Genomic DNA, 25,898 nt, shown 5'->3' on the forward strand with positions numbered 1-25,898 from the left:
TACGGAACGTATAAGCTGACCATCAGATCAAAGCAAGACAATCAGGTTTTTGGGATCAGCACGTCGTTTATTTACAGTGCCAATCGCATTTACTTTAATGGACAATTCATTGGCCAAAGCGGCAGCCCTTCAGATAAACCTGATTTTGCGGCACAAAACCGCCCATATACGAGCTTTTTTACGCTTCACAAGGGTGACAATGAACTTATCGTACAATTTTCGAACTTCGGAAAAACGCCGGGATGGGGAATCGCAAAGCCAATTACTTTTGGCATCCAGGAGCAAATAGTGCGGGAAAACAAAATTTCCTTTCTTAATGATACAATCATGATTACAGCTTTTTTCATTACCGGATTATATTTTCTGGGCTTTTTCCTGCAAAGAAAAAAAGATAAACATTTGTTGTTTTTTTCTGTTATGTGTCTTCTGTTTTCGTTCATTATTCTGATGATCGGAAAAGAGCGGATTATATTTCTCCTCTATCCGTCAATTTCATTTTCACTGCTAAATTCATTGAGGGCCATCTCTACAGTGCTCGTCAGCATTGCGGTTTTTCTCTATCTCTTTTTTGCTTACAGAGAGATTGTTTCAAAGCGATTTATTCGCATTGCCACTGTTTCTTCCGGGCTGGTCTTAGTCACAGATTTTTTAACCGTGGGTTTTATCGGCCATGCCTCGTACATCTTACATTCTGTGCTAGCGGTCTCGACTCTGGTTTATATTACATATATTTTTACGATTGCTGCGATCCGCAAAATGGAAGGAAGTCTGTATCTGACCATCGCCTCTATATCAATGAGTGCTTTTGTCATTTTAACCACCATTTCAGCTTATAGCGGCAAAACAGCCTTTTCCTTTAATTCGATTTATTCATTGCCAACAGTTATCGCTTTGCTGGCGATCGTTCTGCTGATGGCGCAGCAATTTGCCGGGGCATTTCGTGAAAATGAAGTGCTGTCGTGGAAATTGCTCAGAAGTGACCGGCTAAAGGATGAATTTATTGCTAAAACATCACATGAATTCAAAACACCGCTGAACAGCATCATTAATATATGCCAGACCCTGCTGGCCGGCAAGGGAAAAAGAACGATAGAAGAAGAGAAAGAAAATATGCAGCTCGTCATCCGCATGGGCTACAGGCTGTCCAATCTGGTAAATGACATTCTGGATTTAGAAAAAATAAAGCAAGGCATGCTTCAAATCCACCCGGTTCCTGTTGATATTTATACTTTAGTTTGTTCGGAAATGAATTTCTACAACCTCTTATCGAGACATAAAAACTTAAATATCATGAACCATATCCCAGACGATCTTCCTCTGGTGCTCGCAGATGAAAACCGCTTCCGCCAAATATTAACCAATTTAGTCGACAATGCAATCAAATATACAACAGAGGGCCAAATCACACTTTCTGCTTCAAGACTGAACGACAACATGATCAAAGTGACAGTAACGGATACGGGAAGCGGCATATCAGAAGCCGATCGCCAAACCATCTTTGAGTCTTTTCAGCAAGCCGAAACGAATAAAGACGATGGTGCCGGTCTTGGCCTCAGCATTGTCAAACAGCTGGTTCAGCTCCAAAACGGAGATATTTGGGTCGAATCAGAAGAAGGAAAAGGTTCTGCATTCCATTTCACCTTGCCGACCGCCCAAAATGAATCTGTCTCTGAAACAAAACAACGTCACCCTGAATTACAATCCGGGAGAGATCTATCAGATATCTCATTTAGCACGCCTTATTACTCTGAGAGTATTGACGCTCCAATCATTCTGATTGTCGATGATAACATTGACAGTTTAAAAATTTTAAACGATATGCTTGAAGGTGTGCCCTACAATGTGATTGCTGCGAAGAACGGAAAGGAAGCATTAGAAATCTTCTCTTGCACGAAGCTTGATTTGGTTATTTTGGACTTGATGATGCCGGATATGACTGGTTTCGAAGTCTGTATGAAAATTCGCGAACGATTCAGCATGGTTGATCTTCCGGTTCTGATCATTACAGCTGCCATTATCGGCCATGACAAATACAAGGCTTTTCATGCCGGAGCGAATGACATTTTGCAAAAACCCTATCATTACTCTGAATTTATGGCGCGTATTCAAAACCTGATAATGATGAAACATACAGCAAATCAAGCCACAAGAATGGAAATGGCGTTTCTCCAGTCGCAAATCAAGCCTCATTTTCTTTATAATGTATTAAACACGATTATTTCTCTCACTCATTTGGATATTGAAAAGGCCCGGGAGGTAACAGAGGAATTTACCAAATATTTAAGAATGAGTTTTGACTTTCAAAATACATCAGCCATCAGTTCCTTCAGACATGAGCTTTCGATTATCAATTCCTATCTTTCTATAGAAAAGACGCGATTCGGTAATCGGCTTGAGGTTCTTTTCGATATAGATGAAGACATTGACTTTATCCTTCCGCCTTTAATGATTCAGCCCTTGGTGGAAAATGCCGTTCTTCACGGTGTCAGCAAGAAAAGAGGCGGAGGATGGATCAAACTGACAGCTAAAAAACAAAGCAAAAATGAGTATTACATCAATGTAGAGGATAACGGTGCCGGGATAACTCTCGAAAAACAAAAAGATCTCTTATCCGCGGATTTCGATCGCAGCGTCGGATTGAAAAATATCAATCAGCGGCTGAAACATTTTTGCGGAAGCGAGTTGATGATCAGCAGCACTCCGGATGCAGGCACCTCTGTCTCAATGCTCATTCATCTCGCTGAAACAACAGAAAGCCCTGCAGAACTGAAGGACACAGAACGAACCTAAACGGAAATTGAGAAAAAAAAAGACGCCGTTTCTAACGGCATCTTTTTTATTCCGGCGACTTTGCTTGCTGCTTCAGCAGGTCTCTGATTTCTTTCAGCAGCTCCTCCTGCGCATCCACCGCTTCCTCCGCAGCCTCTTCTTCTGCTGCTTCTTTTTTGCGCCTTAACCCATTCAAAGTCCGAATGACGATAAAAATGGAGAACGATATAATTAAGAAGTTCACAATCGTCTGTATAAAGCTGCCATACTTCACTACAGCATCGCCAAACGTAAACGACAGGCCTGAAAAGTCAAGCCCTCCCAGCAGCAAACCGACCAAAGGCATAATGATATCATTTACTAGAGATGTGACGATCTTTCCGAAAGCGCCGCCTATCACAACACCAATCGCAAGGTCTACGATATTCCCCCGCATGGCAAAGGCTTTAAATTCATTCCACATACAATCACCTGCTTTTCTATATTTGTAAAGAAAAAAAGACAAATGTGCCGCTGGCCATCTGCCTTTTTTCAATTATTCTCCGAGGGCAAAAGTCAGTTCTACTTCGCAAACGACTTCGCCATCAACTGTGGCAACGCCTTTTCCGCGCCCGATTGTGCCGCGGGCACGAATGATTTCAACCTCAAGGTGAAGCTGGTCACCAGGCTTGACTTGTTTTTTAAAGCGGCAGTTATCAATGCCTGCAAAAAAAGCCAGTCTGCCGCGGTTTTCTTCTTTAATCAACATCGCAACAGCTCCGACTTGAGCGAGTGCTTCTACGATTAATACGCCGGGCATAACCGGGTACTGAGGAAAATGTCCGTTAAAGAACTCTTCATTAGCGGTTACATTTTTATAGCCTTTTGCCCGTTTGCCCTCTTCAACTTCCGTAATCCGATCCACAAGCAAAAACGGATAACGGTGAGGAATAATTTCTTTAATTTGCTGAGTATCAAGCATTGTCTTGACATCTCCTTCATCTGCATTAGTATGTATAGCAATCATCAAAGATCCAATCTGTACATTTGAAAAGTATATTATGAATTAATCTCTTTTTCAACCGCGCTAAAATGTAACCAACTGTCAATGAGAGCCGTCAAAAGTTATGATATGATAATTATAGATTTTACCAATAGCAAAGAGGTAGGAAAATGATTTCGAAGTTTATTGAAAAAAGAATGCTAAACATGTTAGACGAGTGGTATTCCGCAATGAGCAAACGCAAAATGAATCACGTTTGCACACTGAAAGAGAAAATTGATCAGCACCTTCCAAAGATCAAAAAGAACACAAAACTTTGGATGCGTTATCAATTGTTTCAGGCCCGCCATCAGCTGCTTTTTGAAAACCAGAACGGACTCGATTCATTGTTCGATAACCTATATGGCCTGGAAGACAAAATGGATGATGAATTGAAATATTATCTGTATTTTTTCTCTGGGTTATATGAGATGGTAAAAACAGCTCCGAAACATGCAGTACATCATTTTAAAAAAGCTGAACAGTACCTGGCCGCCATTCAAAATACGTTTGAAGCCGCTGATTTATATTATCAAACCGCCGGCGCCTATTACTTGATGAAATCACCGCCGCTTTCCATCCAATACGTCAAAAAAGCATTACACATCTATTTGCACCAATTCGGCTATATCAAAAAGGTAATCACCTGTAAACTTTTGCTCGCCGTGAATTATATTGATCAAGAACGCTATGAAAAAGCTGAACAGCTTTTCAAAGAAATCATTAAGAAAACCCAGCAACTACATGACGAAAACCTGCTATGCCACGCTTATTATAACCTTGGCTTTTTAAAAGCGACCGAGAAAAAAGACCAGGAAGCGCTTCTTTACTTTAGAAAAGTATTAAAGAATCAAGAATTTGAAATGAATTCACCAGTCTCATATCTTCATTGTGTGTACGAGTCTGTCAGAGCGCTTTTTAAAACAGGAAACATCACAGAAGCTAAAGCCGTCCTTCAAAAAGGAAAAGAATTATCTGAAAAGGTAGACATTCAAACCATTTATTTAAAATTAAAAACGCTTGAAGCCCTCTACACCTCAGTGGAAGATCCCTATGAGCAGCTGCTCGAATATGTGCTTGAATTAGAAAAAATCGAGGCGTGGGTGGATTTAGAAGTGCTGTTAGAAGATATTACGGAATACTACAAAAAAAAGGACGATTTCGAAAAAGCCGCTTTTTTTATCATGCGCGGCTGATTGAAAAACGCCCATTTTCTTATTATCTGACTGAATTGATTAAACCGAGCATTTGATCTCCCATTGTGATCGTTCTGCTGTTCAGCTGATATGAACGCTGGGACGTAATCAAATCTGTCATTTGTTCTGAAATATCGACATTGGACATCTCAAGTGAGCCCTGCTGCATGCCGATATTTTGTCTATTAGCGCCGTTCAGCTCTTCAAAAGCTGCCGCATTATCAATAGAGAAAAGGTTATTCCCTTCGGATTTCAGCTCTTGAGGGTTATTCACTTGGACAACGCCAAGATTAAACCGCTGAACCGCGTTTCCATCAGTTGCGGTTAAGGTGCCGTTCTTATTGATGGTGATATTCTTCATTGAGCTGTCGATGTTCACTGTATTGCCGTTCTCATCAAGTACGGGATACCCATTTCCAGTGACGAGCTGCAGCTGGTTGGCATTATTGGCTGAAGGCGTTAAATATAATGCTCCGTCTCTCGTATACTGGCGGTTTCCATTTACATTTACCTGAAGATACTGGTATGGAGACGTAAATGCGATATCCAGATCGCGATCGGTCTTCTGAATGCTTCCTTGATCAGAGACTAGGCGTGAATTCATCATCGCTCCGACGCCAAGGCGCAAGCCGGGCGGCGTTTTTCGGGCTTTTGCCACTTCCTCGTTTTTTTCATCAACCTGATCGAATTGCTGTCTGACAAGCTCAGAAAAATTCGTATCTTTTGCCTTATAGCCGGTTGTGTTGCTGTTTGAAAGGTTGCTGCTGATTGTGTCAATCTGCTGCTGCAGCTGGTTTAAGGTTGTTGATGCCGTTAGCATTGACCTGAGCATAGTTGATATCCCCCGTTTTTTCTTCCGTTATCTTAAATTTTTCCGATTTCATTTGCTGCTTTATCCATACTTTTATCGTAAGCCTGAATAACCTTCTGATTAGCCTCAAACGATCTGTACGCTTCAGTCATTTCTGTATAGGCGCTTGTCACATCCACGTTTGAAAGCTCTGAGACGCCTTGTTTTAATGAATAAGATACCTGATTATTTCCGGCTGCGCTTGGCAGATCATTACCGTCCGCCGTGCTGTACAAATCATTTCCGTCCCGTTTGAGATTGCGGACATCTTCCGCCATTCTGACATCAATCTGGCCGGCTGTGCGTCCGTTCGTTGTCACAGTACCGTTTTCAGACACAGTGAAATTCTCATTATCAACAGTGATTGGCTGGCGATCCGTCGATAAAATAGGGCGTCCGTTGATCGTCAGCTGGTTGTTCTCGTTTAGTGAAAATGTGCTGCTTTTTGAATAACGGATTCCATCCGCTGTTTGAACAGGATAAAAAAGAGCAGCTTTTTCATTGGTTTCCGCATTCATCGGAACTTGATTTTCAACCAATGCAATGTCTGTAGGCTGGTCTGTGGACTTCAGGCTTCCCTGTGTGAAGAGAGGCTTGAGCTCCTGCATATATACTCCGGTATTCACGGAACCGATTTCCGTCCTCGATGTCCCGGCCGGAGATTTTGATTCTATTCTGCTGAGCAGCATCTCAGGGAACGCGCGCATCGAGCCTTGATCAGCTTTATATCCTGATGTATTTGCGTTAGCAATATTATTTGAAAGCATTTCCGTTCTTCGCTGCTGGGCAATCATTGCGGATGTTGCTGTATATAATCCTTTTAACAAATTTCCCACCTCTAAAAATGGCATTTTTTCCAGTTGTCATATAGGAACGTTCGTTCTATAATAAAAACTCAGTATTTTATCCTATTATCGTCATTTAACATCTTTTCGTGAAGGCTTTTTCATAAAAAAACCTCATTCTTTTTGCAGAATGAGGTTTGTGAAATCAGCTTAGTTTGCGTTTAGGAAGCTTGTCCATATTATCAAGCATGACACCTGTGCCGATGGCTACGCAATCCATAGGATTTTCAGCAACGAGGACCGGTACCTTCAGCTCTTCAGCAAGCAGCTGGTCAAGGCCGTTTAAGAGCGCGCCTCCGCCGGTAATAATAACGCCGCGGTCAATAATATCAGCAGAAAGTTCAGGCGGTGTTCTTTCGAGCACTTGTTTCGCAGCCTGAACAATAACAGCGACAGATTCACGAAGGGCTTCTTCTACTTCTTTACTGTTTACTGTAATTGTTCTTGGAAGACCGGAAACCATGTCCCGTCCGCGAATGGAAATTTCCTCGTGACGTGCGTCTGGGAAAACAGTTGCGACTTTAATCTTAATATCCTCCGCAGTACGTTCGCCGATCAGCAGCTTGTACTCGCGTTTGATATAATTTAAGATTTCCATGTCAAACTTGTCCCCAGCCATTTTAATAGAAGAGGAGGTGACAATATCGCCCATTGAAATAACCGCGATATCCGTCGTCCCGCCTCCGATGTCTACAACCATGTTACCGCTTGGCTGGAATATTTCCATACCCGCGCCGATAGCGGCAACTTTAGGTTCTTCTTCAAGGTACACATGTTTCCCGCCGCTTTTTTCTGCAGCTTCTTTGATTGCTTTTTGCTCAACGGATGTAATATTCGTCGGGCAGCAAATGAGCATGCGCGGCTTTGAGAACAGGCCTTTTACATTCAGCTTGTTAATAAAATGTTTCAGCATTGCTTCTGTTACTTCAAAGTCAGCAATAACTCCGTCTTTCAGCGGGCGAATCGCAACAATATTCCCAGGTGTACGTCCAACCATTCGTCTTGCCTCTTCGCCAACCGCCAGCACTTTGCCGCTGTTTTTATCAAGTGCAACAACGGAAGGTTCATTAAGAACAATTCCTTTACCTTTAACATGGATCAGTACATTTGCAGTACCGAGGTCAATACCAATATCCCTTGCAAACATCTATTTATATCCTCCTTGAAAATCTGTTTCACAGTAAATATCCACATTGTGCCCTAATTATATATATTATCATAAAATATAGAAAAAAAGTTGGAAGCACAATAAGTTCTTTACAAATTTTTGCGGATGTTTTATGAACGATTTCAAGAAGGCAATGCCAGGTGATTACGATTGCTGAACAGGCTCTCCTTCGAGAATTTCATCTTTTTTATATTTGAGCTTTGTCGCTTCTCCTCCTCTTAAATGCCTGATGGATTTATGATAATCGAGTATTTCTTTCACTTCGTTTGCCAAGTCGGGGTTAATTTCAGGCAGACGCTCTGTTAAATCCTTGTGTACTGTACTTTTGGAAACACCAAATTCCTTCGCAATGACACGAACGGTTTTCTTTGTCTCCACGATGTACTTCCCTATCTTGATTGTTCGCTCTTTGATGTAATCGTGCACACCACTCGACCTCCCTAAAATGGATGTGAGAAGTGTGAAATGAGATCCGTATTCTGTAAAGAGTCGTTCATTATGCCGCTTCTTCGTTGTATGGTTTTAAAAGTAAGTTTGTGAAATATGCCCACGATCCCTCACCTCAAACACTCTCTTTGTTAGGTTTGTAACAGTGTATTAGCATTCTTTTGGGAATATGCTAAAAACTCAATAAGGACAAGGGGTGAAACGAACTTTTTCAGATTCAGCAAACTATTTCGCGTCACTAAATTTTCACCTTTACAACTATCGATCGCTCCTGTAAAATGAAATAAGCAATTAGTTACTTAGGTAAGTTTTTTAGAAGGAGACCGACATGTCCTACGTCAACAGACACCTCATTCATCAAATCAACCAAAGCGCCCGCCTGATTGCCAAGAAAGCCAATGAACAGCTAGAGCCATTCGGCCTTTATTCATCTCAATGGTCAGTTTTATATTGTTTGCGTACGATCGGACCAATGACTCAAAAAGAGATTTGGTCCTATTTAAATGTGGAAGCGCCGACTGTGACTCGGACGATCAAACGCCTGGAGGAGAACGGCTGGGTTCAGAGACGGCAAGGTGAAGACAAACGGGAAAAACTTGTTGTCCTCACAAAAGAAGCCGAGAAAAAATACGAAGAAATCAATGTGAAAATGCTGAAATTCGAGGAAGAGCTGCTTGCTGATTTCCGGGATGAAGATAAAGAAGCTTTTTCTCATTTATTCCGCATGTTTTTACAACAATGAAAATAAGGAAGTGACATACATTTGAAAAAAGCGGATGCGATATGGACCAAGGATTTTATTATGGTCCTGCTTGTCAATTTATTTGTGTTTGTGTTCTTTTATACATTTTTAACTGTATTGCCGATCTATACGCTGCAAGAGCTTGGCGGCACAGAATCACAAGGCGGGCTTTTAATCAGCCTGTTCCTTCTGTCTGCGATCATTACACGGCCTTTCTCCGGAGCCATCGTTGAGCGTTTCGGGAAGAAAAGAATGGCGATTGTATCAATGGCGCTCTTCGCCCTATCATCTTTTCTGTATATGCCGATTCATAGCTTTTCCCTGCTGCTCGGATTGCGGTTCTTCCAAGGAATTTGGTTCAGCATTTTAACGACTGTTACAGGTGCAATTGCCGCTGATATTATTCCAGCCAAACGGCGCGGTGAAGGGCTTGGATACTTTGCCATGTCTATGAACCTCGCTATGGCGATCGGGCCTTTCCTTGGTCTGAATTTGATGAGAGTGGTAAGCTTTCCTGTATTCTTTACAGCCTTTGCGCTGTTTATGGTTGCGGGCTTACTTGTTTCGTTCTTGATAAAAGTGCCGCAAAGTAAGGACAGCGGTACGACTGTATTCCGTTTTGCGTTCTCGGATATGTTTGAAAAGGGCGCACTCAAAATTGCGACGGTCGGTTTGTTTATTTCTTTCTGTTATTCAACAGTCACATCATATCTGTCTGTATTCGCCAAATCAGTTGACCTTTCGGATATCAGCGGATATTTCTTTGTTTGTTTTGCGGTGACAATGATGATTGCACGCCCGTTCACAGGGAAATTGTTCGACAAAGTCGGACCGGGCATTGTCATTTATCCATCAATCCTGATTTTCTCTGTTGGACTCTGCATGCTGTCCTTCACACATAGCGGCTTAATGCTTCTGCTTTCAGGGGCGGTTATCGGTCTTGGCTACGGATCAATCGTTCCTTGCATGCAAACATTGGCGATTCAGAAATCTCCGGCTCACCGCTCCGGTTTTGCGACGGCAACGTTCTTTACCTTCTTTGACAGCGGAATTGCTGTAGGATCGTATGTATTCGGATTGTTTGTAGCATCTGCCGGCTTCTCTGCCATTTATTTAACAGCGGGGCTGTTCGTTTTAATTGCTCTGCTTCTCTACACGTGGAGCCAGAAAAAACCTGCTGAGGCTGAAGGAAAAGTGTCTATTGCAGAATAACTTGTCAGACTGCCGGGAAATCCCGGCAGTCTTTTTTCCATTAAAACACGGCGCCCTCTTAGAGAACGCCGCCAGCCTGAGGGAGCTATGGTGCTCCCTTTTTTCATGTCATAATAATTGAGATTCTTCAACACTAAATTAGCTTGTTAGAAACTATGTACTTTGAGAGAAAACACTTCTGACTCCTTCGTATCACTTCATTCAGAACCGTGACAATATGATTTACGTTCAAACTAAACTAAATCCTGTAAATTATTTTATAAGTGATAGAATCAATAAGTGAAACGGTGAGTATTGATTTATTAAAATTCCTTTTTATTACAAAATAGTATTTAAGACCCTTCCAATAGAGGGTTATCCCTCTTATAATTAAGATGTATTACAAAATTTGGGAATGGAGATGATTCACATGAAATTGAGAAGGACAATTACTGGAGTTGCTTTATCTTTAGGATTGCTTTTACCTGTTTCTGGACAAGCTCTTGCTATAAATGATTCAACGGATGGGGATATGCGTACGAAGGCTACTTCAATTGTAGATTGTTCTATAACTCCATTTAAAGGCGCAAGTAATAGATTATGTATGTATTCAGATAATGGCGTTTTTGCAAATAGTTTCGATCGTTTTGGTACTACATTTTACTTTAAAGGCAAAGCTGGAAATTATGCGTATTATGAAAGTGCAAGTAGATAAGACAACGGGGGCTTTTAGCCCCTCAGACTGAGAGAACATCTCGACAAGAGCGCAGCTTTGCAGCATGGGTTTCGCTACGGCCGATTGAGGGGAAAACAAAACGTAAGTGGCAAGTTCTTCTCCCATCTGCATGTCAGAACATGAAAAAGTTCATTCATCATACATGAGCTAAAAATAAAAAAATTGTAGAAAAACATGAGTTTCTCTACAATCTGACGGCGCTCTCTTAGAGAACGCCGCTTATGGCATATTATTCAATGACTTTCCGCGCAGGTGAATCAGGATCTAACGAAAAATCATAGGACGCTTCATCACGAAACATCGGGTCGGCATAAATGGATTGCTGATCGTTTTTTGTTGCTTTTCGATACGACGAAAATGAATCATATTCTTTCTTTTTCCACATCCATATGCCGTCTTGATCCGCTTCCTTGTGGTACACGTTATGATTGACCGTATTTCCTTCATTTTCTGTAAAATCGTTTCCGATAAATAATCTGGAATCACCGGCCGTCAATATATTCTTTTCAATTGTGTTGTTTTTCGTATCGTACTGCAGCAGCAGCTGTCCGCCGTACAGTCCCTTTGTGTCATTCCGGTACATAATATTGCGGGCAATCAGAGAATTGCTGGTGCCGCCCCGCTTTTTGTCATATCCTCCGATTGAAATACCGGTGTACGCATTGTTGTACACTTTGTTGTCAGTGATCTGAATGGCATTTGCATACTTTCCTTTGTGTTCAGACGTTGCTTCAATCCCAATATCGTTATCGTAAACTGTGTTATTCTTAATTTCGATCTTGTGTCCTCCATCGACATAAATCCCGCCCGCTGAGTATTCATCTCCATAAGCAGGATTGCCGTAAGTCGAGTTTTGATAAACTGTATTGTTTTCTACGATTCCGTTTCGCACGTAATCGTTTTTATCCGCGGTTCCCTCATAACCAATTAGATCGATCCCGATGTTGTTATTGTTGCGGACCAGATTGCCTGCAACAGTGAAGCCGTCGATATTACCGTTCAGCACAACTGCTTCACTCGCTCCAAGCGTCAGATTCTCAACTGTATTGTCCTCGATTTGGATGTCTTTCATGCTGCCAGTCCCATAAACTGCGATTCCATGAGCATTTCCTTCATCCGCTGTTGTCTTAATCCCCCGGATGTGATTATCCTTAATGGCGATATGACTGCTGGAGCCTGATACATAAATCCCTATAGCAGTTGCTTCCTCAGATGAAACAGAAAGATCTTGAATCGTTAAACCGCTGATGGCAATGTCATGTTTATCGTGAATATGAATGAGCGGTGTCTCATATTTTGCGTTCGTAATGGATTCACCGCTAATCACGACGTTTTCATTTTCATAGTTTCGGAATGTGATAGGCTTTCCGTCCGTACCGCTGTGCTTTACATCAAGGGTCTCATGATACGTGCCCTCCCGAATTATGACAGTTGTGCCGGCAGCAGCCTTCTCAGATGCGTGTGCCAATGTACGAAACGGTTTTTCTTTTGTTCCTTCATTTTGATCACTGCCATTTGGCGAAACATACAGATAATCCCCAGATCCTTCCTCATTCGCTTTTGTCTTATCATAAACGAAAGCGAGGATGACAGACGTTAAAACACCCGCCAAAAGAATAAAATACCATTTTCTCATTTTCGATTCCCATTTCGTTTTAGAATAGATTTCTAAAACAATTATAAATGTTCTATTTATGGAAAACCATTCAAAAATATGAAAATATACCGTCTAAATAGATCTTATTCAGCCTGGCTGACCTGCGCATGTTCAACCATTTCAATTGCCAATGATGCAGGCGGGTGAACACGCATCAGAACAATGTAGAAAAGAAAGGAGATTAGCACACCTACAAACCAAGAAATATCGTATAAGCTTTTCAATGCAGGAACATACATGCCAATCAGCGAAATCAGCGCTCCTAACATTGTGGCTGCAAACGCACGGTAATTGTAGCCCTTCCAATACACATACCGTCCTGTTTCGGAATACAGGTCATCTACCGAGAGCTCACGTTTGCGAATGATAAAATAGTCGGCCATCATCACGCCTGCCACCGGTCCAAGCATGCCGCCTATTAAGCCAAGAAACGCATACACGCTTGTCGCGCTCTCCATCAGCTTCCATGGAACCGTAAATAAAGCGAGCAACGCTGTGATAAAGCTGCCACGTTTGAAATTGATATATTTCGGCAGAGCATTCGCTATATCATAAGCGGGCGATACGATGTTCGCCGCGACATTTACAGAGATCGTGGCGATGCAGAGTGTGATCACGGACAAGACGATGACATAAGGGTTATCAAACCGCGCCAAAATATCGACAACATCCCAAATCGGCTCTCCGAACGCGACCTGCGAGCCGGAGGTCACCGTAATACTTGCGAATGCGAAAAGCGCAAACGTTCCCGGTAAACCGTAAAATTGTCCTTTGATTTGCTCTTTTTGTGTTTCAGCAAACCGTGTAAAATCAGGTATATTTAAGATCAATGTCGCCCAGATGCCGATGATGCCAGTAACTCCGGCAGCAAACGGCCAGAATGTTTCTGAAAACGTATGAAACTTTCCTGGTTGAGAGTATATCGGGCCCAATCCTCCGGCAATATCAATGGCCCACCATACCATGCCGCCAAATACCAGATATACTAAAGGCCCTGCCCACACCTCAAAACGTTTAATCGACTCCATGCCGTGATGCAATACGAGTAAATGAATGGCCCAAAAGAATACAAAGGAAAGCAAACCGGACAAGTGAATGCCGAGAATGTTCCACTCGCCGCCAATTTCTCCCCAGCCTGGCCACATATTCAAAAGCAAAATGTTCAGTGCCGTGCTACCCGCAAAGGTCTGGATGCCAAGCCACATGATAGCTGTAAACGCCCTTAGAAGCGCGGGGATATTCGCGCCGTATATCCCGTAAGAAGCCCGAATGATCACGGGAAACGGCAGCCCGTATTTTGTCCCCGCATGGCCGTTTAAGGCAAGAGCGCCAAATAGGATAAGTGATGCCGTAATAATGATCGCCAGCACCTGCCAAGGCGAAAGGCCGATCGCAATTAATCCTCCCACGGTCGCGTAGGTCGGTATGTTATGTATACATCCCATCCAAATGGAGGCAAAGTTCATTGCTTTCCACGTCCGTTTTTCCTGTCCCAAAGGCACCAGATCTTCATTGCTCAGCCTGTTGGATTGCTGCTGACTCTCTTTTAATTTCATAGCCGGCTCCCCTTTCCATATTGTCTATATGTCATCACGTTATGTTTTTTGACATTAGATGTCACTTAATATAACTGAAGAGTCAGACAATAACACTGGCTATGATATACAATTTTCCCGTTTGTATTTGAACAGCTTAAACAAGAAAAAGAGACAGACCTCAGAGCCCGTCTCTTTCTTAAGATGCAGTTTTCATTAATGCAGCAAATCTCACAGCCATTAACAGGCTTGCTCCGCCCGCTATGATCATAATGATTCCCATCATATCAAAATGGGCTGCCGTGATTTCTTTACCAAAAAGAATGCCAAGGATCACCGAAGACAAAATCGATCCTAGGTAACGGCAGGTTTGAAACAGGCCTGAAGTCGTTCCTACCATGTTGGAAGGACTCGTTTTCAGCATCGCTGCCTGAAGCGCGACATTTCCCAGTCCGTAGCCTATACCCAAGAGCGATAGAATGAGGCCTTTCCCAATGGTCTCGACATTGATAAAAAAGATGGTTAAGAGCACGGCTCCAGCCGTCATCAAAAGCGCTCCCGCAAAGATCGGCTTGACGACACCAGATCGGTCGATCCATTTGCCGGTTAGAGGTGACACAACGATGCTCATTCCAGACATAAACAGCATAAACAGGCCGCTCGTTTGAACAGAAAGATGCATTTCATCCTGAAAGTAACTTGGCAAACCAAAAAATAAACAATAGAAGAAAACATTCAATAAAATAAACTGAACATACACGGCTGACAGGCTTCGCTGTGTTTTAAACAGACGGACATCAATAAACGGCTTATCCGTTTTCAGCTCGCGCCAGACAAACGCACAGAGCAGAAGCAAGCCAAGCACACCTTCAACCGCATGCGGCGACGTGCTGAACGACAGCAAAAAGGATAGAAGGAAAATGATTCCCCCGGCAAATAAAACAATTCCAAGAATGTCGAGCTGCTGAATAATGGTTTTGATTCCTGCCCCTTTTTTCTGATCTTTCGGGAACATATACAGGCCCAATAAGAAGCTGAGGATAATAAACGGCAAATTAACGATAAAGATCGCCGGCCAGCCTCCCCATACAATCAAAAAACCGCCGACTGTCGGCCCCAGCGCCGTCATGGCGGACGCAAAAATAGAGAGTACAGCCAAGGCTGAAGCTTGGCGCTCATGAATATGATTCCGAATCAAGCCGACACCTGACGGATAAATCGCGCTGCTCCCCACCGATTGAAACAGCCGCATGACCAATAATGTCATAAACGTCGGCGCAAACGGCGCCCCGATGGCAGAAACCGCAACAAGAATAAGCCCGAATAAAAACAAGCGTTTCCGCCCAATCAAATCACCGAGCTTTCCCGTAACCGGCTGCGCTACGGCACTCGCCAAGTAAAACGAGGAAATCAGCCAGGAAACCGTTGTAAACGAGAGGTGAAACTCATGCTGGATGCTATGGAGCGCAAGAGAGATCATAGACGAGTTCAGCGGATTCAGCATTGTTCCCGAAGCCACCGCTGTTAAAAAAACAGCCCGGCTTTTTTTCGACAACATCATTTCACTTGTTCCAGAAACTCTTCCGTCGTTCGCGATTTACCGATTCTCGGGAAAATAAAGCGCAGTGTGGCTTCATGCTCTTCATCGCTAAATGTGGACATGGCATCTGTAATAAAAATCTGCTGATAGCCAAGCTGAAATGCCTCCCGTGCTGTGCTTTCCACCCCGATATTCGTTGCGATGCCGCACAATACAATCGTATCAATGCCGCGGCGTCTGAGCTGCAAGTCTAAATCTGTGCCAAAAAAAGCACCCCATTGCCGTTTTGTCACAGTATAATCGCCATCCTGCACACCGATTTCCGGAACAAATTCGGCCCAGTCCGCCGGCATTTTCCCTGAACCTCCCTGCGCAGGCTCATCCGTTTGCGGCTTCAGGGCGTCCGCTCCATCATGAAAGGCTACATTTACAAAGCTGATGAACCCGTTATGTTTCCGAAATTCATCTACGAGCTTTTTCGCGTTCGGGACAACCTGGCCGCTTTGATCAATCGGCACAATTCCCTTTTGTAAATCAATGATAACCAATGCTGTTTTTTGAAAATCAATGTTGAGTGTATTCATCATACGTCTCCTCCTGATACTGTTAGTGTTTCTCACATTGCATATTTTACTCTTCACACTGCCTAAGTTCTTTTATGATGCTTGTGAAATTCTCAGAAGGAGCGTTTTCTCATGATTTTTCTTTTATGTAGTAGTAACAGGTTGTGCATACGAACAAACCGGCAAGCACAGTAATCATAAGGGGCGTCATCGCTTCATCACCTGCCTGCTGTCTATCGGTTCCTGCCTGAAAATGCCCATGAATTTGCGGCGGTCCATCCAAAGCAGGATAAGACACATAACCATTAATATCGTGCTAAGATCCTGCACGCCAATATCAAAACAATAGTTAATCAAGACGATGTTCACAATAATGGGCATAAAAATAACCGCCCCTAATGCAGCCGTTCGCGGAATCAGTAATAAAACAGCTGCCAGGATTTCACCAAAACCTATAAACAGTTCATAGACATGAGAATAACCGAAAAATGTCCACGCGATCGTAAACCCCTTCCCGGCAGCCGCCTCGATTTCAGGCGTCACCTCGCCAAACTGGCCAATTACCACTTTCGCCAGACCGTACACGAAAAAATTAAAGGCTAAAAACAATCGGAACGTCGCGGGAATCGACTTGCGTACCGCTTTCCTCAGCCTGCCGCCTTTATTCATCATACATCCCCCTCAGTGTATTATTTGATGTAGTACACTTAATACAGTATAGAGTATTCTAATTAATGTCAATTCCCTTTTCAGCTCATATGAATAGTTTCTTTTATAGATACAAAGTCTTATATCGCAAAAAATGCCATTCTCCTTCCTTTCCGTCCCTCGATAACATTCCTTAAAAACCATGTCAGGAAATCTTACATGAAAATGTTTTATCATTCTTTTTTCTCTATAATGAAGAAATATAATAATTGCTTTTTATTCTGAAAGATACGGAGGAATGAGACATGCAAATGGGCGATACAGTTTTTATGTTCTTTTGCGCTTTACTCGTGTGGCTGATGACCCCGGGATTAGCGTTATTTTATGGAGGAATGGTAAAGAGCAAAAATGTGCTGAGCACTGCCATGCACAGTTTCTCTTCCATTGCCATCGTTTCCATCGTTTGGGTGCTGTTCGGATATACACTTGCCTTCGCACCAGGCAATTCAATCATCGGCGGGCTGGAGTGGGCAGGCCTCAAAGGGGTCGGATTTGATCCAGGAGATTACAGCGATACCATCCCCCACTCGTTATTTATGATGTTCCAAATGACGTTCGCCGTTCTGACTACAGCGATTATTTCCGGGGCCTTCGCAGAGCGGATGCGATTCGGCGCTTTTCTTTTATTCTCAGTTTTATGGGCCTCTTTGGTTTACACACCCGTAGCGCACTGGGTATGGGGCGGCGGCTGGATCGGCCAGCTTGGAGCGCTCGATTTCGCCGGCGGCAATGTTGTTCATATTTCCTCCGGTGTGGCAGGACTTGTTCTTGCCATTGTGCTAGGCAAACGGAAAGACGGCACAGCGTCTTCTCCGCATAACCTCATTTACACCTTCTTAGGAGGAGCTTTGATTTGGTTCGGCTGGTTCGGCTTTAACGTCGGCAGCGCTTTGACTTTAGATGGTGTAGCCATGTACGCGTTCATCAACACAAACACCGCGGCTGCAGCCGGGATCGCCGGCTGGATCTTAGTAGAATGGCTCATTAACAAAAAACCGACAATGCTCGGAGCGGTATCTGGCGCAATCGCCGGGCTTGTCGCCATTACGCCGGCTGCCGGATTTGTCACACCGTTCGCTTCTATTATTATCGGCATCATCGGCGGAGCTGTTTGTTTCTGGGGAGTATTCTCGCTTAAAAAGAAATTCGGATACGACGACGCGCTTGACGCCTTTGGCCTGCACGGGATCGGCGGCACATGGGGCGGAATCGCAACAGGATTATTCGCAACAACCTCTGTTAACTCAGCGGGCGCAGATGGGTTATTTTACGGTGATGCAAGCTTAATCTGGAAACAAATCGTCGCCATCGCCGCCACTTATGTTTTTGTATTTATTGTCACTTTCGTTATTATTAAAATTGTAAGCCTCTTCCTTCCCCTTCGCGCAACCGAAGAAGAAGAGTCACTTGGGCTTGACTTAACGATGCACGGGGAAAAAGCATATCAAGATTCTATGTGAGGAGTGACGCTATGAGCGGTCAAATGTTCAAGGTAGAAATTGTAACGCGTCCGGCAAATTTTGAAAAGCTGAAGCAGGAACTCGGAAAAATCGGAGTGACCTCTCTGACTTTCTCCAATGTACACGGCTGCGGCCTTCAAAAAGCACATACGGAGCTCTATCGAGGGGTAAAAATAGAAAGCAATGTATACGAGCGTTTAAAAATAGAAATCGTGGTCAGCAAGGTTCCTGTTGATCAAGTGACTGAGACCGCTAAAAGGGTGCTGAAAACGGGATCACCAGGTGACGGTAAAATATTTGTCTATGAAATCAGCAATACGATCAACATCCGCACAGGCGAAGAAGGACCTGAAGCACTTTAATATCGGTACGAGATTCGGACACTCCGGATCTCTTTTTTTGTGCACAGAATCCCCCCAGAAACCGCGATTCCTCTTCGAATTCTCTTCAAGCGCCGTTATTTCAGACAATCTCTATTTTTATTTGAAACTTTTCATGAGTAAGATTAGTCTACTAAATATAAAAATGTAAAAGGTGATTATTTGAACTACGAAATTTTTAAAGCAATCCATGGACTATCTCATCACAATTCAGTTCTCGATTCCATTATGGTCTTCATCACGGAATATGCCATTGTCGCCTATGCCCTTATCCTATTGGCAATCTGGCTGTTTGGGAACACACAAAGCAGAAAACATGTGCTATACGCAGGCATCACAGGAATTGCAGGCCTTGTGATCAACTATTTGATTACGCTTGTTTATTTCGAACCGCGCCCGTTCGTTGCGCATACAGTGCATACACTGATTCCGCATGCTGCGGATGCTTCATTTCCAAGTGACCACACGACAGGTGCATTAGCGATTTCTATTGCGATGCTTTTCAGAAACCGCAAAATCGGCTGGCCGCTTGTCATTTTTGGGCTTTTGACAGGCTTTTCGAGAATTTGGGTGGGACATCACTATCCGGTAGATGTATTGGGCAGCCTCGTTGTCGCCATCATTATCGGGTTCCTTTTCTTTAGATTTTCAGATCTGCTTCGCCCGTTCGTCGATTTGGTCGTGAGGATTTATGAAACCATTATCAATAAACTGACGAAAAAACCAACCGATCAAAATTTCTAAGAAAGACAAAAGCCGGCGTCTTTAACCAAGACAGCCGGCTTTAATATTTCCCATACATCTCTTGTTTTCTTCGCTTCGCCAACACATATAAACCATAAAACAATCCAATACCAACAGCATCGATGAGCACATCCCGGATACAACCGTTCCTGCTGAAGAAGAGCTGAAGAACTTCTGTAAAAAAAGCAAACGCAAATGAGCCGGCTGAAGCTGATCTTATGCTGCCCCGCTGTTTCCACAGCAAATATGTCAGCACAAAGAAGGAAAACGCATGTCCGATTTTTTGAATAAACGCTTCAGGGACAGTAAGCTCAGTAAAATCCATAACTAAAAATTGAGACAGATCAGAGTGCGGCTGAAAATGAAAAGCCACCGTTTGCGATACGACCATGCCGCTGAAGCTTTCCGTACAGACAGAAAGCAGGATAAAAAAGATCCAGCCTGCGAGCAATAGGCGGTTCATGACATAACCTCCTTTATAACGTACGTGCCTACATGTAACTACATAGACGGTAAAACAAAGCAAAAAGTAACAGAAAAAAACGCCCATCACAAGGATAGACGTTTTCTTCATTAAGACTGTTCAGTGTCTTCTGTTGTGCTGCTTTCTTTGGAACCAGATTTGTCAGTTGAATCATCCTTTTTCTCACCGGATTTTTCTTCTGTTCCTTTTTCAGTTGATCCGTCCTTTTTCTCGGAAGATTGCTGAATGGATTCTTCTGTTTCTTGGGTGGCAGCTTTTTCTTCAGCAGCTGCTGCTTTTTCAATAGAAGAAACTGGTTTGTCCATAAAGTTTAACGGATTCATTGCGACCCCATCTTTACGGATTTCAAAGTGTACGTGGTTTCCGCTGTCTTCACTGTAAAGGTTCTTGCCAGATTTTCCGATCACTTGATTTTGTTTTACTTTGTCACCTTGCTCAACGCTTACTTCGGAAAGAGATTGATACACAGTCGATAAACCGTCGGCATGTTCTACTTCCACAACATATCCCAGCACTGGATCTTTTTCAGCTTTAACAACCGTACCGCTCAGAGAAGCAGAGACATCGAAATCTTTTCCGTCTTTCTCAGCTAAGTCAATTCCTTTGCTTAGGCTGTACGTGTTATTATAGGTAACGAGTGCTGCTTCTTTCTCTTCTTTTGCGGCATCGGTTTCATAGAACTTTTTCACAACAGAAACGTTTTCAGAATCAACAACTGGCATTGCGACATTTTCCATTGACTTTCCTACTTCAACTGCATCGTCGTTGTTGTCATATGCGGAGTTTCCGCCGTTATCAGCTAACTGATCCTTTACCTCATCATTTGATACTGATTGATACCAAAGGACAGCTGTTAAAATGACGGCCGCACTGACTAAGTAAATTGCAGGGAACACCCAGCGTTTACGAAAAAACTGCTGAAGTTTTTTGACTTGAGAAGTTTTCTTTTCTTCCTCTCTCATTGTTTCATCACCTCAGCAACATTCTGAACACTTTTCTGAAAATATATACACCTATCCAAAAAACTTTTTTAGATGTAGTTTGCGCAGACTGTTACGAAAATATGTCATTTTTTTGAGAGGAGTGCCAAAAACGTATGAACATGACATTGCGCCTTGCTGAACATAAAGACTTGGAGGCTGTTGTTGCGATTTATAATTCAACGATTGCTTCTCGAATGGTAACAGCCGATACCGAACCGGTAACTCCTGAAGACCGGATGGAATGGTTTTTAGGACATACAGAGGCACGTCCGCTCTATGTGGCCGAGGACGAAAACGGAAACGTCGCTGCCTGGATCAGCTTTGAAACATTTTATGGAAGGCCAGCCTATAATAAAACAGCGGAGGTCAGCATATACATTGACGAAGCATGCCGCGGCAAAGGCGTTGGATCATATTTGCTTCAGGAAGCGCTCCGCATTGCCCCGGATCTTGGCATTCGCTCACTTATGGCCTTCATTTTCGGGCATAATAAACCAAGCCTGAAGCTGTTTGAAAAGCACGGGTTTGCAGAATGGGGATTATTCCCCGGCATCGCCGAAATGGACGGGAAAAGATACGATTTAAAAATTTTAGGGAGAGAGCTTTCATGATTAGTCTGGATAAAGATGAAAACGAAATTGAAAATCATAATGAAGAAAATAGCCTTGTTGAACAGGAGACTGCACCTGTTGAACAGGAGACCCGCCAGCTGAGCGCCTCCGCTGTCAAGTCGCTATCCGACATTGCCAAGTGGGGCAAAATTTCTGGCATCTTGTTAATCATTATGGGATCGCTGGTCACTCTGACCGCCTTGATGACAGTGATTGGCGCCATCCCGGGCGTACTGCTCATTATTTCAGGCGTATTTTTGATGCGCTCAGCAAAAGCAGCCGCGGAAGCCGACGGAACTCTTACCGGCGCCGCGGGTGAAAGCATGCTTGAGAACTATGGAACGTTTATTAAAATGCAGCTGTTTTATGCAGCATCCAGTATCGTTACTGTCCTGATCGGGATCATTGTAGCCATTTTCGTGCTGGTGGTAATCGGCATTGCTGCTTTTGAGAACACGCCTTCGTATGATGATCCGGATTCTTATTATTATGAGGATGATCCGGTGTTTGAATAATGATGAGACAGGACAGGGCATGAGTTCCATATAAACGGAACCATGCCTATTTTATTTGACTATTCAAAGCAGGCCGGCGTAAACACCAAATCCTGAAGCAAGCATACAATAGACATCTCTAGTAGTGGAAATCAACAAAGCAACGCTGTTACCCAGAAATAAATAACAAAAAAACGGATGAAGTCGGAATCAATCCGAAACCGCGCTTTTTATTTCGGGTGTCTGCATGCAAAAAAACACACCCGGATCGTCTGGAAAATCTCAACAATCCGGGTGCAGCTCTTCTTTAATACATTTTTTTGCGTCTGTCTTCCTCAGTCAAAAATTCAACAAAACTCCGCATCGCAAAAGGCTCTTCCTTTATTTGTCGTGCGTAGGAGCTTTTCCGCTCTTCTGAAAGGATTTCGCTCTTTTTGATCCTGTTCAGCATATAGATGTGAACCGTTTTTTGGATTTGTTTATGCTGATAGCCTGCCTCTTTAAAAAATGCGAGACCGAGCGCCGCCAAAATGGCGAATATGCCTGCGCTGATCAGGGACTCCCTGTCAGCTGAAGCATGAAATAGAAAAGCAGCTAAATTAAAGAGAGAGAATGCAGCAAGCGGAATAGCAAGAAAACGGTAAATGACGGTTTTTTTCATGAAAGGCTGTACGGCCTTTTGAATTTTTTGCATTTCTGTTTTGATGAACCCCGGCATTTGTTCGACTCTGTAAAAGTTCATATAATCCTCCCCCTTTATTTGATGTTTCAAGCTTCACGAACGTTACATATGTGTTTATTTTAACGCAGGTGCAAGCTGGTTTTAAAGAAATCTGCCCGTATTTTTCACGAAGAATCTGGATCGCCGCTCTTTATTCTTTTAAAATGTGAGTGTTATAATTTGTAATGGGAATCAGATCACTGTTATTCATGGAATACTAATGGCAATCTTCTTGATAAATATGAATGAGCGGGGTTACAAAGTGAGTATTTCTTCCATCCTTTTATCACTTTTTTTCATTTTAAATATTCTTTTGGCCATCATTGTCATCTTCAAAGAACGGCGCGATGCCAGTGCATCTTGGGCGTGGCTGCTTGTTCTTTTCTTTATTCCCGTTTTAGGCTTTATTTTATACTTATTATTCGGCCATAATCTCAGACGCAAGCATTTGTTTCAATGGGAAGACCGGAAAAAGATTGGAATTGAAAGGCTGCTGAAGCATCAGCTTGAAGATTTAGAAACCAAGCAATTTCAGTTTAACAACCGGGCAACCTTTGATAACAAAGATTTAATTTATATGCTGATTATGAATAACCATGCTGTGTTTACAGAGGATAATTCAGTTGACGTCATTACAGATGGACGGGATAAATTTCAGCGGCTGCTGAGTGACATTTCAAAGGCTAAGGATCATATCCATTTACAGTATTATATTTATAAAGGCGATGAATTAGGCAAAAAATTGCGGGACGCTCTCATCCAAAAGGCGAAAGAAGGTGTTCAGGTCAGAGTGCTTTATGATGAACTCGGGTCCAGAACGCTGAGAAAAAAGTTTTTTAAAGAGCTTCGCGAGGCTGGCGGGCATGTGGAGGTCTTTTTCCCTTCAAAGCTCAGGCCGATTAACCTGCGGCTGAATTACCGGAACCATCGAAAGCTTGTGATCATAGACGGAATGACCGGTTATGTCGGAGGCTTTAACGTCGGAGATGAGTATCTAGGGCTTAATCCGAAATTCGGTTATTGGCGGGATACGCATATCCGGCTGCAAGGAACGGCCGTGCACGCCATCCAAACACGGTTCATCCTTGACTGGAACCAAGCTTCTCATCACCATACGCTGACATATATTCCAAATCACTTTCCTGATTACGGCCCAAAAGGCAACGTCGGGATGCAGATTGTCACAAGCGGCCCTGATTCGGAATGGGAACAAATTAAAAATGGCTACATCAAAATGATTTCGAACGCCAAGCGTTCCATTTTGATACAAACACCTTATTTTATCCCAGATGCAAGCCTGCTGGATGCTTTAAGGATCGCTTGCCTTTCGGGCATTGACGTTAACATTATGATTCCGAACAAGCCCGATCACGCCTTTGTATACTGGGCAACACTTTCGTATATCGGCGATCTGCTGAAAGCCGGAGCCACTGTCTATATTTACGATAACGGCTTTATTCACGCGAAAACCATCGTGGTGGATGACGAAATCGCTTCAGTCGGCACAGCGAACATTGATGTCCGAAGCTTCAGGCTGAATTTTGAGGTTAATGCATTTATTTACGATATCACCATTGCTAAAAAACTGGTTTCAACTTTTAAAGAAGATTTGCTAGTATCCAGAAAATTCACCTATGAGGAGTATTTGCAGCGCCCGTTGTGGATTCGAATAAAAGAATCCGTCTCGCGGCTGTTGTCGCCGATCTTATAAGATGCGCAAACCCCCGGCCTTTACGGCCGGGGGTTTTCCTGATGGTCACAGTAAATGATGATCGCCTCCCGCAAAAAAGCGACAAGACCTTCTCCATATTGATTGATTGAATCGGTAAATCGCTCGTCAGTGATATACACTTCCCCGAGTCCTCTGAAAATGTCGAGTGTGCAATCGTAATGATATTGGCAAATATGATCGCGAAATGCCCCCACTGCGGCCTGAACCTCTGCATCATCGGGCCCATGCTTCATTCGCGCCGCAATTCGTCTGTAAATCGAATCAAATTCAGCCATGATCGTGCGCCAATCATCTGCCGAGTATGCAGATGTCCTTTTCTCTGTTTCTTCTGCGATTTCCTTTCCATACAGCTTTCTGACTTCATCAGCGTATGTCTGCTGGTGCTCTTCAATATCTTTCATGCTTAATCCGGCAAATAAATCCCTCTTATTCATCGTTTCCCCTCCATCAACGGACAAAAGCGTCCTGTCAATTGTTTGAATCATCTCATCCATTCTTCGTTTTTTCTTCTTCAATATCTCCTTTTGCGACTGAAGTGCCGCTTTCCGGTCAAAATTCGGATGATCCAGCATCTCTTTAATTTCATCCAAACGAAACCCGATTTCCTTGAAAAATAAAATCTGTTGCAGTCTTTCCAGATCTGCGTCACTGTACAAACGATACCCAGCATCAGTAAGCGCTGAAGGATTCAGAAGCTCAATATTGTCATAGTGATGAAGCGTCCGAATGCTAACACCTGATATCTCCGCCACTTGTTTAACTTGATATTTCATACATAACACCTCCTCTTTTTTATCGTAAACAATCACGCAACGTTAGGGTCAATCCCCAAAATGTTATTTTCTATATACAAAACTTCTCACAAATAGTGTATAAAAGAAAAGTGAGTATTTTTTTGTAAAGGGGAGCCAGTATACATGAATCCTGAAACAATGAACAAAACCCTCATCAGCATTTCGAAATGGGGAAAAGCTACAGGCATTTTATTTATTATTATGGGCGCAATTACCGCGCTTTCAGGCGCGTTCATTTTTCTAATCGGTGCCGTGCCAGGCGTACTGCAAATTATTTCCGGTATCTTTTTGATGAGGTCAGCTAGGGAAGCAGGCCAAATGGCTGAACACAATAGCGGACAGTCTGAAGACTTAATGCTGGAGAATTACGCGAAATTCGTAAAGATGCAAGGGATTTATTTGATCGTAAGCATTGCTGTATCCATTCTTGCGATTATCGCCTTCTTCATCTTTTTAATGCTTGGGATTGCTGACGGCCTTTTCAGCGATACGTACAGCACTTATTAATGAGAAAAACCCGGAGCTGG

29 protein-coding genes and 1 pseudogene are annotated in these 25,898 nt (G+C 43.1%); 14 read left to right on the plus strand and 16 right to left on the minus strand.

Features of this window, described 5'->3' with window-relative positions; all coding sequences use genetic code 11:
- Positions 1 to 327: 327 nt before the first annotated feature.
- A pseudogene (locus NX903_RS17795) lies at positions 328 to 1,641 on the plus strand (sensor histidine kinase); the annotation flags it as partial.
- A 177-nt stretch (positions 1,642 to 1,818) separates the two neighbouring features.
- On the plus strand, positions 1,819 to 2,790 hold the full coding sequence (locus NX903_RS17800; RefSeq protein ID WP_250635006.1) for a histidine kinase: 972 nt from the start codon (positions 1,819 to 1,821) through the stop codon (positions 2,788 to 2,790).
- Between the two features lie 46 nt (positions 2,791 to 2,836).
- Here the strand turns inward: NX903_RS17800 and mscL are convergent, their stop codons facing one another.
- Both mscL and fabZ read right to left on the minus strand, forming a co-directional pair.
- On the minus strand, positions 2,837 to 3,232 hold the full coding sequence (mscL, locus tag NX903_RS17805) for a large conductance mechanosensitive channel protein MscL (RefSeq protein ID WP_021445844.1): 396 nt from the start codon (positions 3,230 to 3,232) through the stop codon (positions 2,837 to 2,839).
- A 72-nt stretch (positions 3,233 to 3,304) separates the two neighbouring features.
- Positions 3,305 to 3,730 carry a 3-hydroxyacyl-ACP dehydratase FabZ gene (gene fabZ, locus NX903_RS17810; protein ID WP_003221796.1) on the minus strand — a complete coding sequence of 142 codons (426 nt, stop codon included), beginning with the start codon at positions 3,728 to 3,730 and terminating at the stop codon, positions 3,305 to 3,307.
- A 191-nt stretch (positions 3,731 to 3,921) separates the two neighbouring features.
- Between fabZ and rapD the strand changes: the two genes are divergently transcribed.
- Entirely contained in the window at positions 3,922 to 4,986 is a 1,065-nt protein-coding gene (rapD, locus tag NX903_RS17815) for an aspartate phosphatase RapD (protein WP_086344408.1), read from the plus strand.
- 22 nt (positions 4,987 to 5,008) lie between these two features.
- On the opposite strand, the gene flhP is transcribed toward rapD, so the two are convergent.
- The 5 genes from flhP to NX903_RS17840 form a co-directional block, all read right to left on the minus strand.
- Positions 5,009 to 5,818 (minus strand): flagellar hook-basal body complex protein FlhP, encoded by an 810-nt coding sequence (flhP, locus tag NX903_RS17820; RefSeq protein ID WP_015251037.1) that lies wholly within the window; start codon positions 5,816 to 5,818, stop codon positions 5,009 to 5,011.
- Positions 5,819 to 5,850: 32 nt separating this feature from the next.
- Positions 5,851 to 6,663, minus strand: a complete 813-nt coding sequence (flhO, locus tag NX903_RS17825; RefSeq protein WP_046160940.1) for a flagellar hook-basal body complex protein FlhO — start codon at positions 6,661 to 6,663, stop codon at positions 5,851 to 5,853.
- 163 nt (positions 6,664 to 6,826) lie between these two features.
- Entirely contained in the window at positions 6,827 to 7,828 is a 1,002-nt protein-coding gene (gene mbl / locus NX903_RS17830) for a cell shape-determining protein Mbl (protein WP_003227776.1), read from the minus strand.
- A 165-nt stretch (positions 7,829 to 7,993) separates the two neighbouring features.
- On the minus strand, positions 7,994 to 8,275 hold the full coding sequence (spoIIID, locus tag NX903_RS17835; RefSeq protein WP_003221804.1) for a sporulation transcriptional regulator SpoIIID: 282 nt from the start codon (positions 8,273 to 8,275) through the stop codon (positions 7,994 to 7,996).
- 14 nt (positions 8,276 to 8,289) lie between these two features.
- Positions 8,290 to 8,400: a protein usd gene (locus tag NX903_RS17840; RefSeq protein ID WP_010886628.1), complete on the minus strand. Its 111-nt coding sequence runs from the start codon at positions 8,398 to 8,400 to the stop codon at positions 8,290 to 8,292.
- Positions 8,401 to 8,624: 224 nt separating this feature from the next.
- On the opposite strand from NX903_RS17840, the gene NX903_RS17845 reads away from it, so the two are divergent.
- The 3 genes from NX903_RS17845 to NX903_RS17855 all read left to right on the plus strand — a co-directional run bounded on the left by NX903_RS17845 (position 8,625) and on the right by NX903_RS17855 (position 10,944).
- Positions 8,625 to 9,038 (plus strand): MarR family winged helix-turn-helix transcriptional regulator, encoded by a 414-nt coding sequence (locus NX903_RS17845; protein WP_003227771.1) that lies wholly within the window; start codon positions 8,625 to 8,627, stop codon positions 9,036 to 9,038.
- A 21-nt stretch (positions 9,039 to 9,059) separates the two neighbouring features.
- Positions 9,060 to 10,250: an MFS transporter gene (locus NX903_RS17850; protein WP_086344409.1), complete on the plus strand. Its 1,191-nt coding sequence runs from the start codon at positions 9,060 to 9,062 to the stop codon at positions 10,248 to 10,250.
- 409 nt (positions 10,251 to 10,659) lie between these two features.
- Positions 10,660 to 10,944, plus strand: coding sequence for an LCI fold-containing protein (locus NX903_RS17855; protein ID WP_024571989.1), 285 nt, complete (start codon positions 10,660 to 10,662; stop codon positions 10,942 to 10,944).
- A gap of 250 nt (positions 10,945 to 11,194) precedes the next feature.
- On the opposite strand, the gene NX903_RS17860 is transcribed toward NX903_RS17855, so the two are convergent.
- From NX903_RS17860 to NX903_RS17880, 5 genes are all read right to left on the minus strand, one after another.
- On the minus strand, positions 11,195 to 12,601 hold the full coding sequence (locus NX903_RS17860) for a right-handed parallel beta-helix repeat-containing protein (RefSeq protein WP_024571988.1): 1,407 nt from the start codon (positions 12,599 to 12,601) through the stop codon (positions 11,195 to 11,197).
- Positions 12,602 to 12,705: 104 nt separating this feature from the next.
- Positions 12,706 to 14,178 carry an allantoin permease gene (gene pucI, locus NX903_RS17865; protein WP_086344410.1) on the minus strand — a complete coding sequence of 491 codons (1,473 nt, stop codon included), beginning with the start codon at positions 14,176 to 14,178 and terminating at the stop codon, positions 12,706 to 12,708.
- A 178-nt stretch (positions 14,179 to 14,356) separates the two neighbouring features.
- Positions 14,357 to 15,715 carry an MFS transporter gene (locus tag NX903_RS17870; RefSeq protein WP_086344630.1) on the minus strand — a complete coding sequence of 453 codons (1,359 nt, stop codon included), beginning with the start codon at positions 15,713 to 15,715 and terminating at the stop codon, positions 14,357 to 14,359.
- Positions 15,715 to 16,284 (minus strand): hydrolase, encoded by a 570-nt coding sequence (locus tag NX903_RS17875; protein ID WP_015251033.1) that lies wholly within the window; start codon positions 16,282 to 16,284, stop codon positions 15,715 to 15,717. Before NX903_RS17875 ends, NX903_RS17870 begins: the two co-directional genes overlap by 1 nt.
- Before the next feature lie 183 nt (positions 16,285 to 16,467).
- On the minus strand, positions 16,468 to 16,932 hold the full coding sequence (locus NX903_RS17880) for a hypothetical protein (protein WP_003244424.1): 465 nt from the start codon (positions 16,930 to 16,932) through the stop codon (positions 16,468 to 16,470).
- Between the two features lie 281 nt (positions 16,933 to 17,213).
- On the opposite strand from NX903_RS17880, the gene amtB reads away from it, so the two are divergent.
- The 3 genes from amtB (at position 17,214) to bcrC (ending at position 19,552) form a co-directional block, all read left to right on the plus strand.
- The gene (gene amtB, locus NX903_RS17885; RefSeq protein ID WP_046160943.1) at positions 17,214 to 18,428 is read left to right on the plus strand and encodes an ammonium transporter AmtB; all 1,215 of its coding nucleotides are present in this window, start codon (positions 17,214 to 17,216) and stop codon (positions 18,426 to 18,428) included.
- An 11-nt stretch (positions 18,429 to 18,439) separates the two neighbouring features.
- A complete protein-coding gene (locus NX903_RS17890) occupies positions 18,440 to 18,790 on the plus strand; it encodes a P-II family nitrogen regulator (RefSeq protein ID WP_003221829.1) in 351 nt (116 codons plus the stop codon).
- A 180-nt stretch (positions 18,791 to 18,970) separates the two neighbouring features.
- A complete protein-coding gene (gene bcrC / locus NX903_RS17895) occupies positions 18,971 to 19,552 on the plus strand; it encodes an undecaprenyl-diphosphate phosphatase BcrC (RefSeq protein ID WP_024573494.1) in 582 nt (193 codons plus the stop codon).
- Positions 19,553 to 19,592: 40 nt separating this feature from the next.
- Here the strand turns inward: bcrC and NX903_RS17900 are convergent, their stop codons facing one another.
- Positions 19,593 to 20,015, minus strand: a complete 423-nt coding sequence (locus tag NX903_RS17900) for a VanZ family protein (protein ID WP_086344411.1) — start codon at positions 20,013 to 20,015, stop codon at positions 19,593 to 19,595.
- 110 nt (positions 20,016 to 20,125) lie between these two features.
- The gene (gene spoIIQ / locus NX903_RS17905; RefSeq protein ID WP_014481160.1) at positions 20,126 to 20,998 is read right to left on the minus strand and encodes a stage II sporulation protein spoIIQ; all 873 of its coding nucleotides are present in this window, start codon (positions 20,996 to 20,998) and stop codon (positions 20,126 to 20,128) included.
- A 140-nt stretch (positions 20,999 to 21,138) separates the two neighbouring features.
- Between spoIIQ and NX903_RS17910 the strand changes: the two genes are divergently transcribed.
- The 3 genes from NX903_RS17910 to NX903_RS17920 all read left to right on the plus strand — a co-directional run bounded on the left by NX903_RS17910 (position 21,139) and on the right by NX903_RS17920 (position 22,435).
- A complete protein-coding gene (locus NX903_RS17910) occupies positions 21,139 to 21,630 on the plus strand; it encodes a GNAT family N-acetyltransferase (protein ID WP_072181891.1) in 492 nt (163 codons plus the stop codon).
- Positions 21,627 to 22,145: a DUF5362 family protein gene (locus NX903_RS17915; RefSeq protein WP_086344413.1), complete on the plus strand. Its 519-nt coding sequence runs from the start codon at positions 21,627 to 21,629 to the stop codon at positions 22,143 to 22,145. The genes NX903_RS17910 and NX903_RS17915 overlap by 4 nt, the downstream gene beginning before the upstream one ends.
- Before the next feature lie 158 nt (positions 22,146 to 22,303).
- Positions 22,304 to 22,435 (plus strand): hypothetical protein, encoded by a 132-nt coding sequence (locus NX903_RS17920; RefSeq protein ID WP_144486807.1) that lies wholly within the window; start codon positions 22,304 to 22,306, stop codon positions 22,433 to 22,435.
- Here the strand turns inward: NX903_RS17920 and NX903_RS17925 are convergent.
- Complete coding sequence (locus tag NX903_RS17925; protein WP_015251026.1) at positions 22,432 to 22,866, minus strand: YwnF family protein; 435 nt, start codon at positions 22,864 to 22,866, stop codon at positions 22,432 to 22,434. The genes NX903_RS17920 and NX903_RS17925 overlap by 4 nt on opposite strands.
- 241 nt (positions 22,867 to 23,107) lie before the next feature.
- Between NX903_RS17925 and cls the strand changes: the two genes are divergently transcribed.
- A complete protein-coding gene (gene cls, locus NX903_RS17930) occupies positions 23,108 to 24,556 on the plus strand; it encodes a cardiolipin synthase (RefSeq protein ID WP_003243311.1) in 1,449 nt (482 codons plus the stop codon).
- Between the two features lie 20 nt (positions 24,557 to 24,576).
- On the opposite strand, the gene mta is transcribed toward cls, so the two are convergent.
- Positions 24,577 to 25,350 carry a transcriptional activator Mta gene (gene mta, locus NX903_RS17935; RefSeq protein WP_086344414.1) on the minus strand — a complete coding sequence of 258 codons (774 nt, stop codon included), beginning with the start codon at positions 25,348 to 25,350 and terminating at the stop codon, positions 24,577 to 24,579.
- A gap of 144 nt (positions 25,351 to 25,494) precedes the next feature.
- On the opposite strand from mta, the gene NX903_RS17940 reads away from it, so the two are divergent.
- Complete coding sequence (locus NX903_RS17940; RefSeq protein WP_014478231.1) at positions 25,495 to 25,878, plus strand: DUF5362 family protein; 384 nt, start codon at positions 25,495 to 25,497, stop codon at positions 25,876 to 25,878.
- Positions 25,879 to 25,898: the final 20 nt, after the last annotated feature.

This window comes from Bacillus sp. FSL R5-0576, assembly GCF_038004765.1.
Taxonomy (GTDB): Bacteria; Bacillota; Bacilli; order Bacillales; family Bacillaceae; genus Bacillus; species Bacillus subtilis.

Coding starts and splice junctions, on each gene's coding strand:
- NX903_RS17800 (WP_250635006.1), top strand. CDS start 1,819: ATGCTTGAAGGTGTGCCCTACAATGTGATTGCTGCGAAGAACGGAAAG.
- mscL (WP_021445844.1), bottom strand. CDS start 3,232: ATGTGGAATGAATTTAAAGCCTTTGCCATGCGGGGGAATATCGTAGAC.
- fabZ (WP_003221796.1), bottom strand. CDS start 3,730: ATGCTTGATACTCAGCAAATTAAAGAAATTATTCCTCACCGTTATCCG.
- rapD (WP_086344408.1), top strand. CDS start 3,922: ATGATTTCGAAGTTTATTGAAAAAAGAATGCTAAACATGTTAGACGAG.
- flhP (WP_015251037.1), bottom strand. CDS start 5,818: ATGCTCAGGTCAATGCTAACGGCATCAACAACCTTAAACCAGCTGCAG.
- mbl (WP_003227776.1), bottom strand. CDS start 7,828: ATGTTTGCAAGGGATATTGGTATTGACCTCGGTACTGCAAATGTACTG.
- NX903_RS17845 (WP_003227771.1), top strand. CDS start 8,625: ATGTCCTACGTCAACAGACACCTCATTCATCAAATCAACCAAAGCGCC.
- NX903_RS17855 (WP_024571989.1), top strand. CDS start 10,660: ATGAAATTGAGAAGGACAATTACTGGAGTTGCTTTATCTTTAGGATTG.
- NX903_RS17860 (WP_024571988.1), bottom strand. CDS start 12,601: ATGAGAAAATGGTATTTTATTCTTTTGGCGGGTGTTTTAACGTCTGTC.
- pucI (WP_086344410.1), bottom strand. CDS start 14,178: ATGAAATTAAAAGAGAGTCAGCAGCAATCCAACAGGCTGAGCAATGAA.
- NX903_RS17870 (WP_086344630.1), bottom strand. CDS start 15,715: ATGTTGTCGAAAAAAAGCCGGGCTGTTTTTTTAACAGCGGTGGCTTCG.
- NX903_RS17875 (WP_015251033.1), bottom strand. CDS start 16,284: ATGATGAATACACTCAACATTGATTTTCAAAAAACAGCATTGGTTATC.
- NX903_RS17880 (WP_003244424.1), bottom strand. CDS start 16,932: ATGATGAATAAAGGCGGCAGGCTGAGGAAAGCGGTACGCAAGTCGATT.
- amtB (WP_046160943.1), top strand. CDS start 17,214: ATGCAAATGGGCGATACAGTTTTTATGTTCTTTTGCGCTTTACTCGTG.
- NX903_RS17890 (WP_003221829.1), top strand. CDS start 18,440: ATGAGCGGTCAAATGTTCAAGGTAGAAATTGTAACGCGTCCGGCAAAT.
- NX903_RS17900 (WP_086344411.1), bottom strand. CDS start 20,015: ATGAACCGCCTATTGCTCGCAGGCTGGATCTTTTTTATCCTGCTTTCT.
- spoIIQ (WP_014481160.1), bottom strand. CDS start 20,998: ATGAGAGAGGAAGAAAAGAAAACTTCTCAAGTCAAAAAACTTCAGCAG.
- NX903_RS17910 (WP_072181891.1), top strand. CDS start 21,139: ATGACATTGCGCCTTGCTGAACATAAAGACTTGGAGGCTGTTGTTGCG.
- NX903_RS17915 (WP_086344413.1), top strand. CDS start 21,627: ATGATTAGTCTGGATAAAGATGAAAACGAAATTGAAAATCATAATGAA.
- NX903_RS17925 (WP_015251026.1), bottom strand. CDS start 22,866: ATGAACTTTTACAGAGTCGAACAAATGCCGGGGTTCATCAAAACAGAA.
- mta (WP_086344414.1), bottom strand. CDS start 25,350: ATGAAATATCAAGTTAAACAAGTGGCGGAGATATCAGGTGTTAGCATT.
- NX903_RS17940 (WP_014478231.1), top strand. CDS start 25,495: ATGAATCCTGAAACAATGAACAAAACCCTCATCAGCATTTCGAAATGG.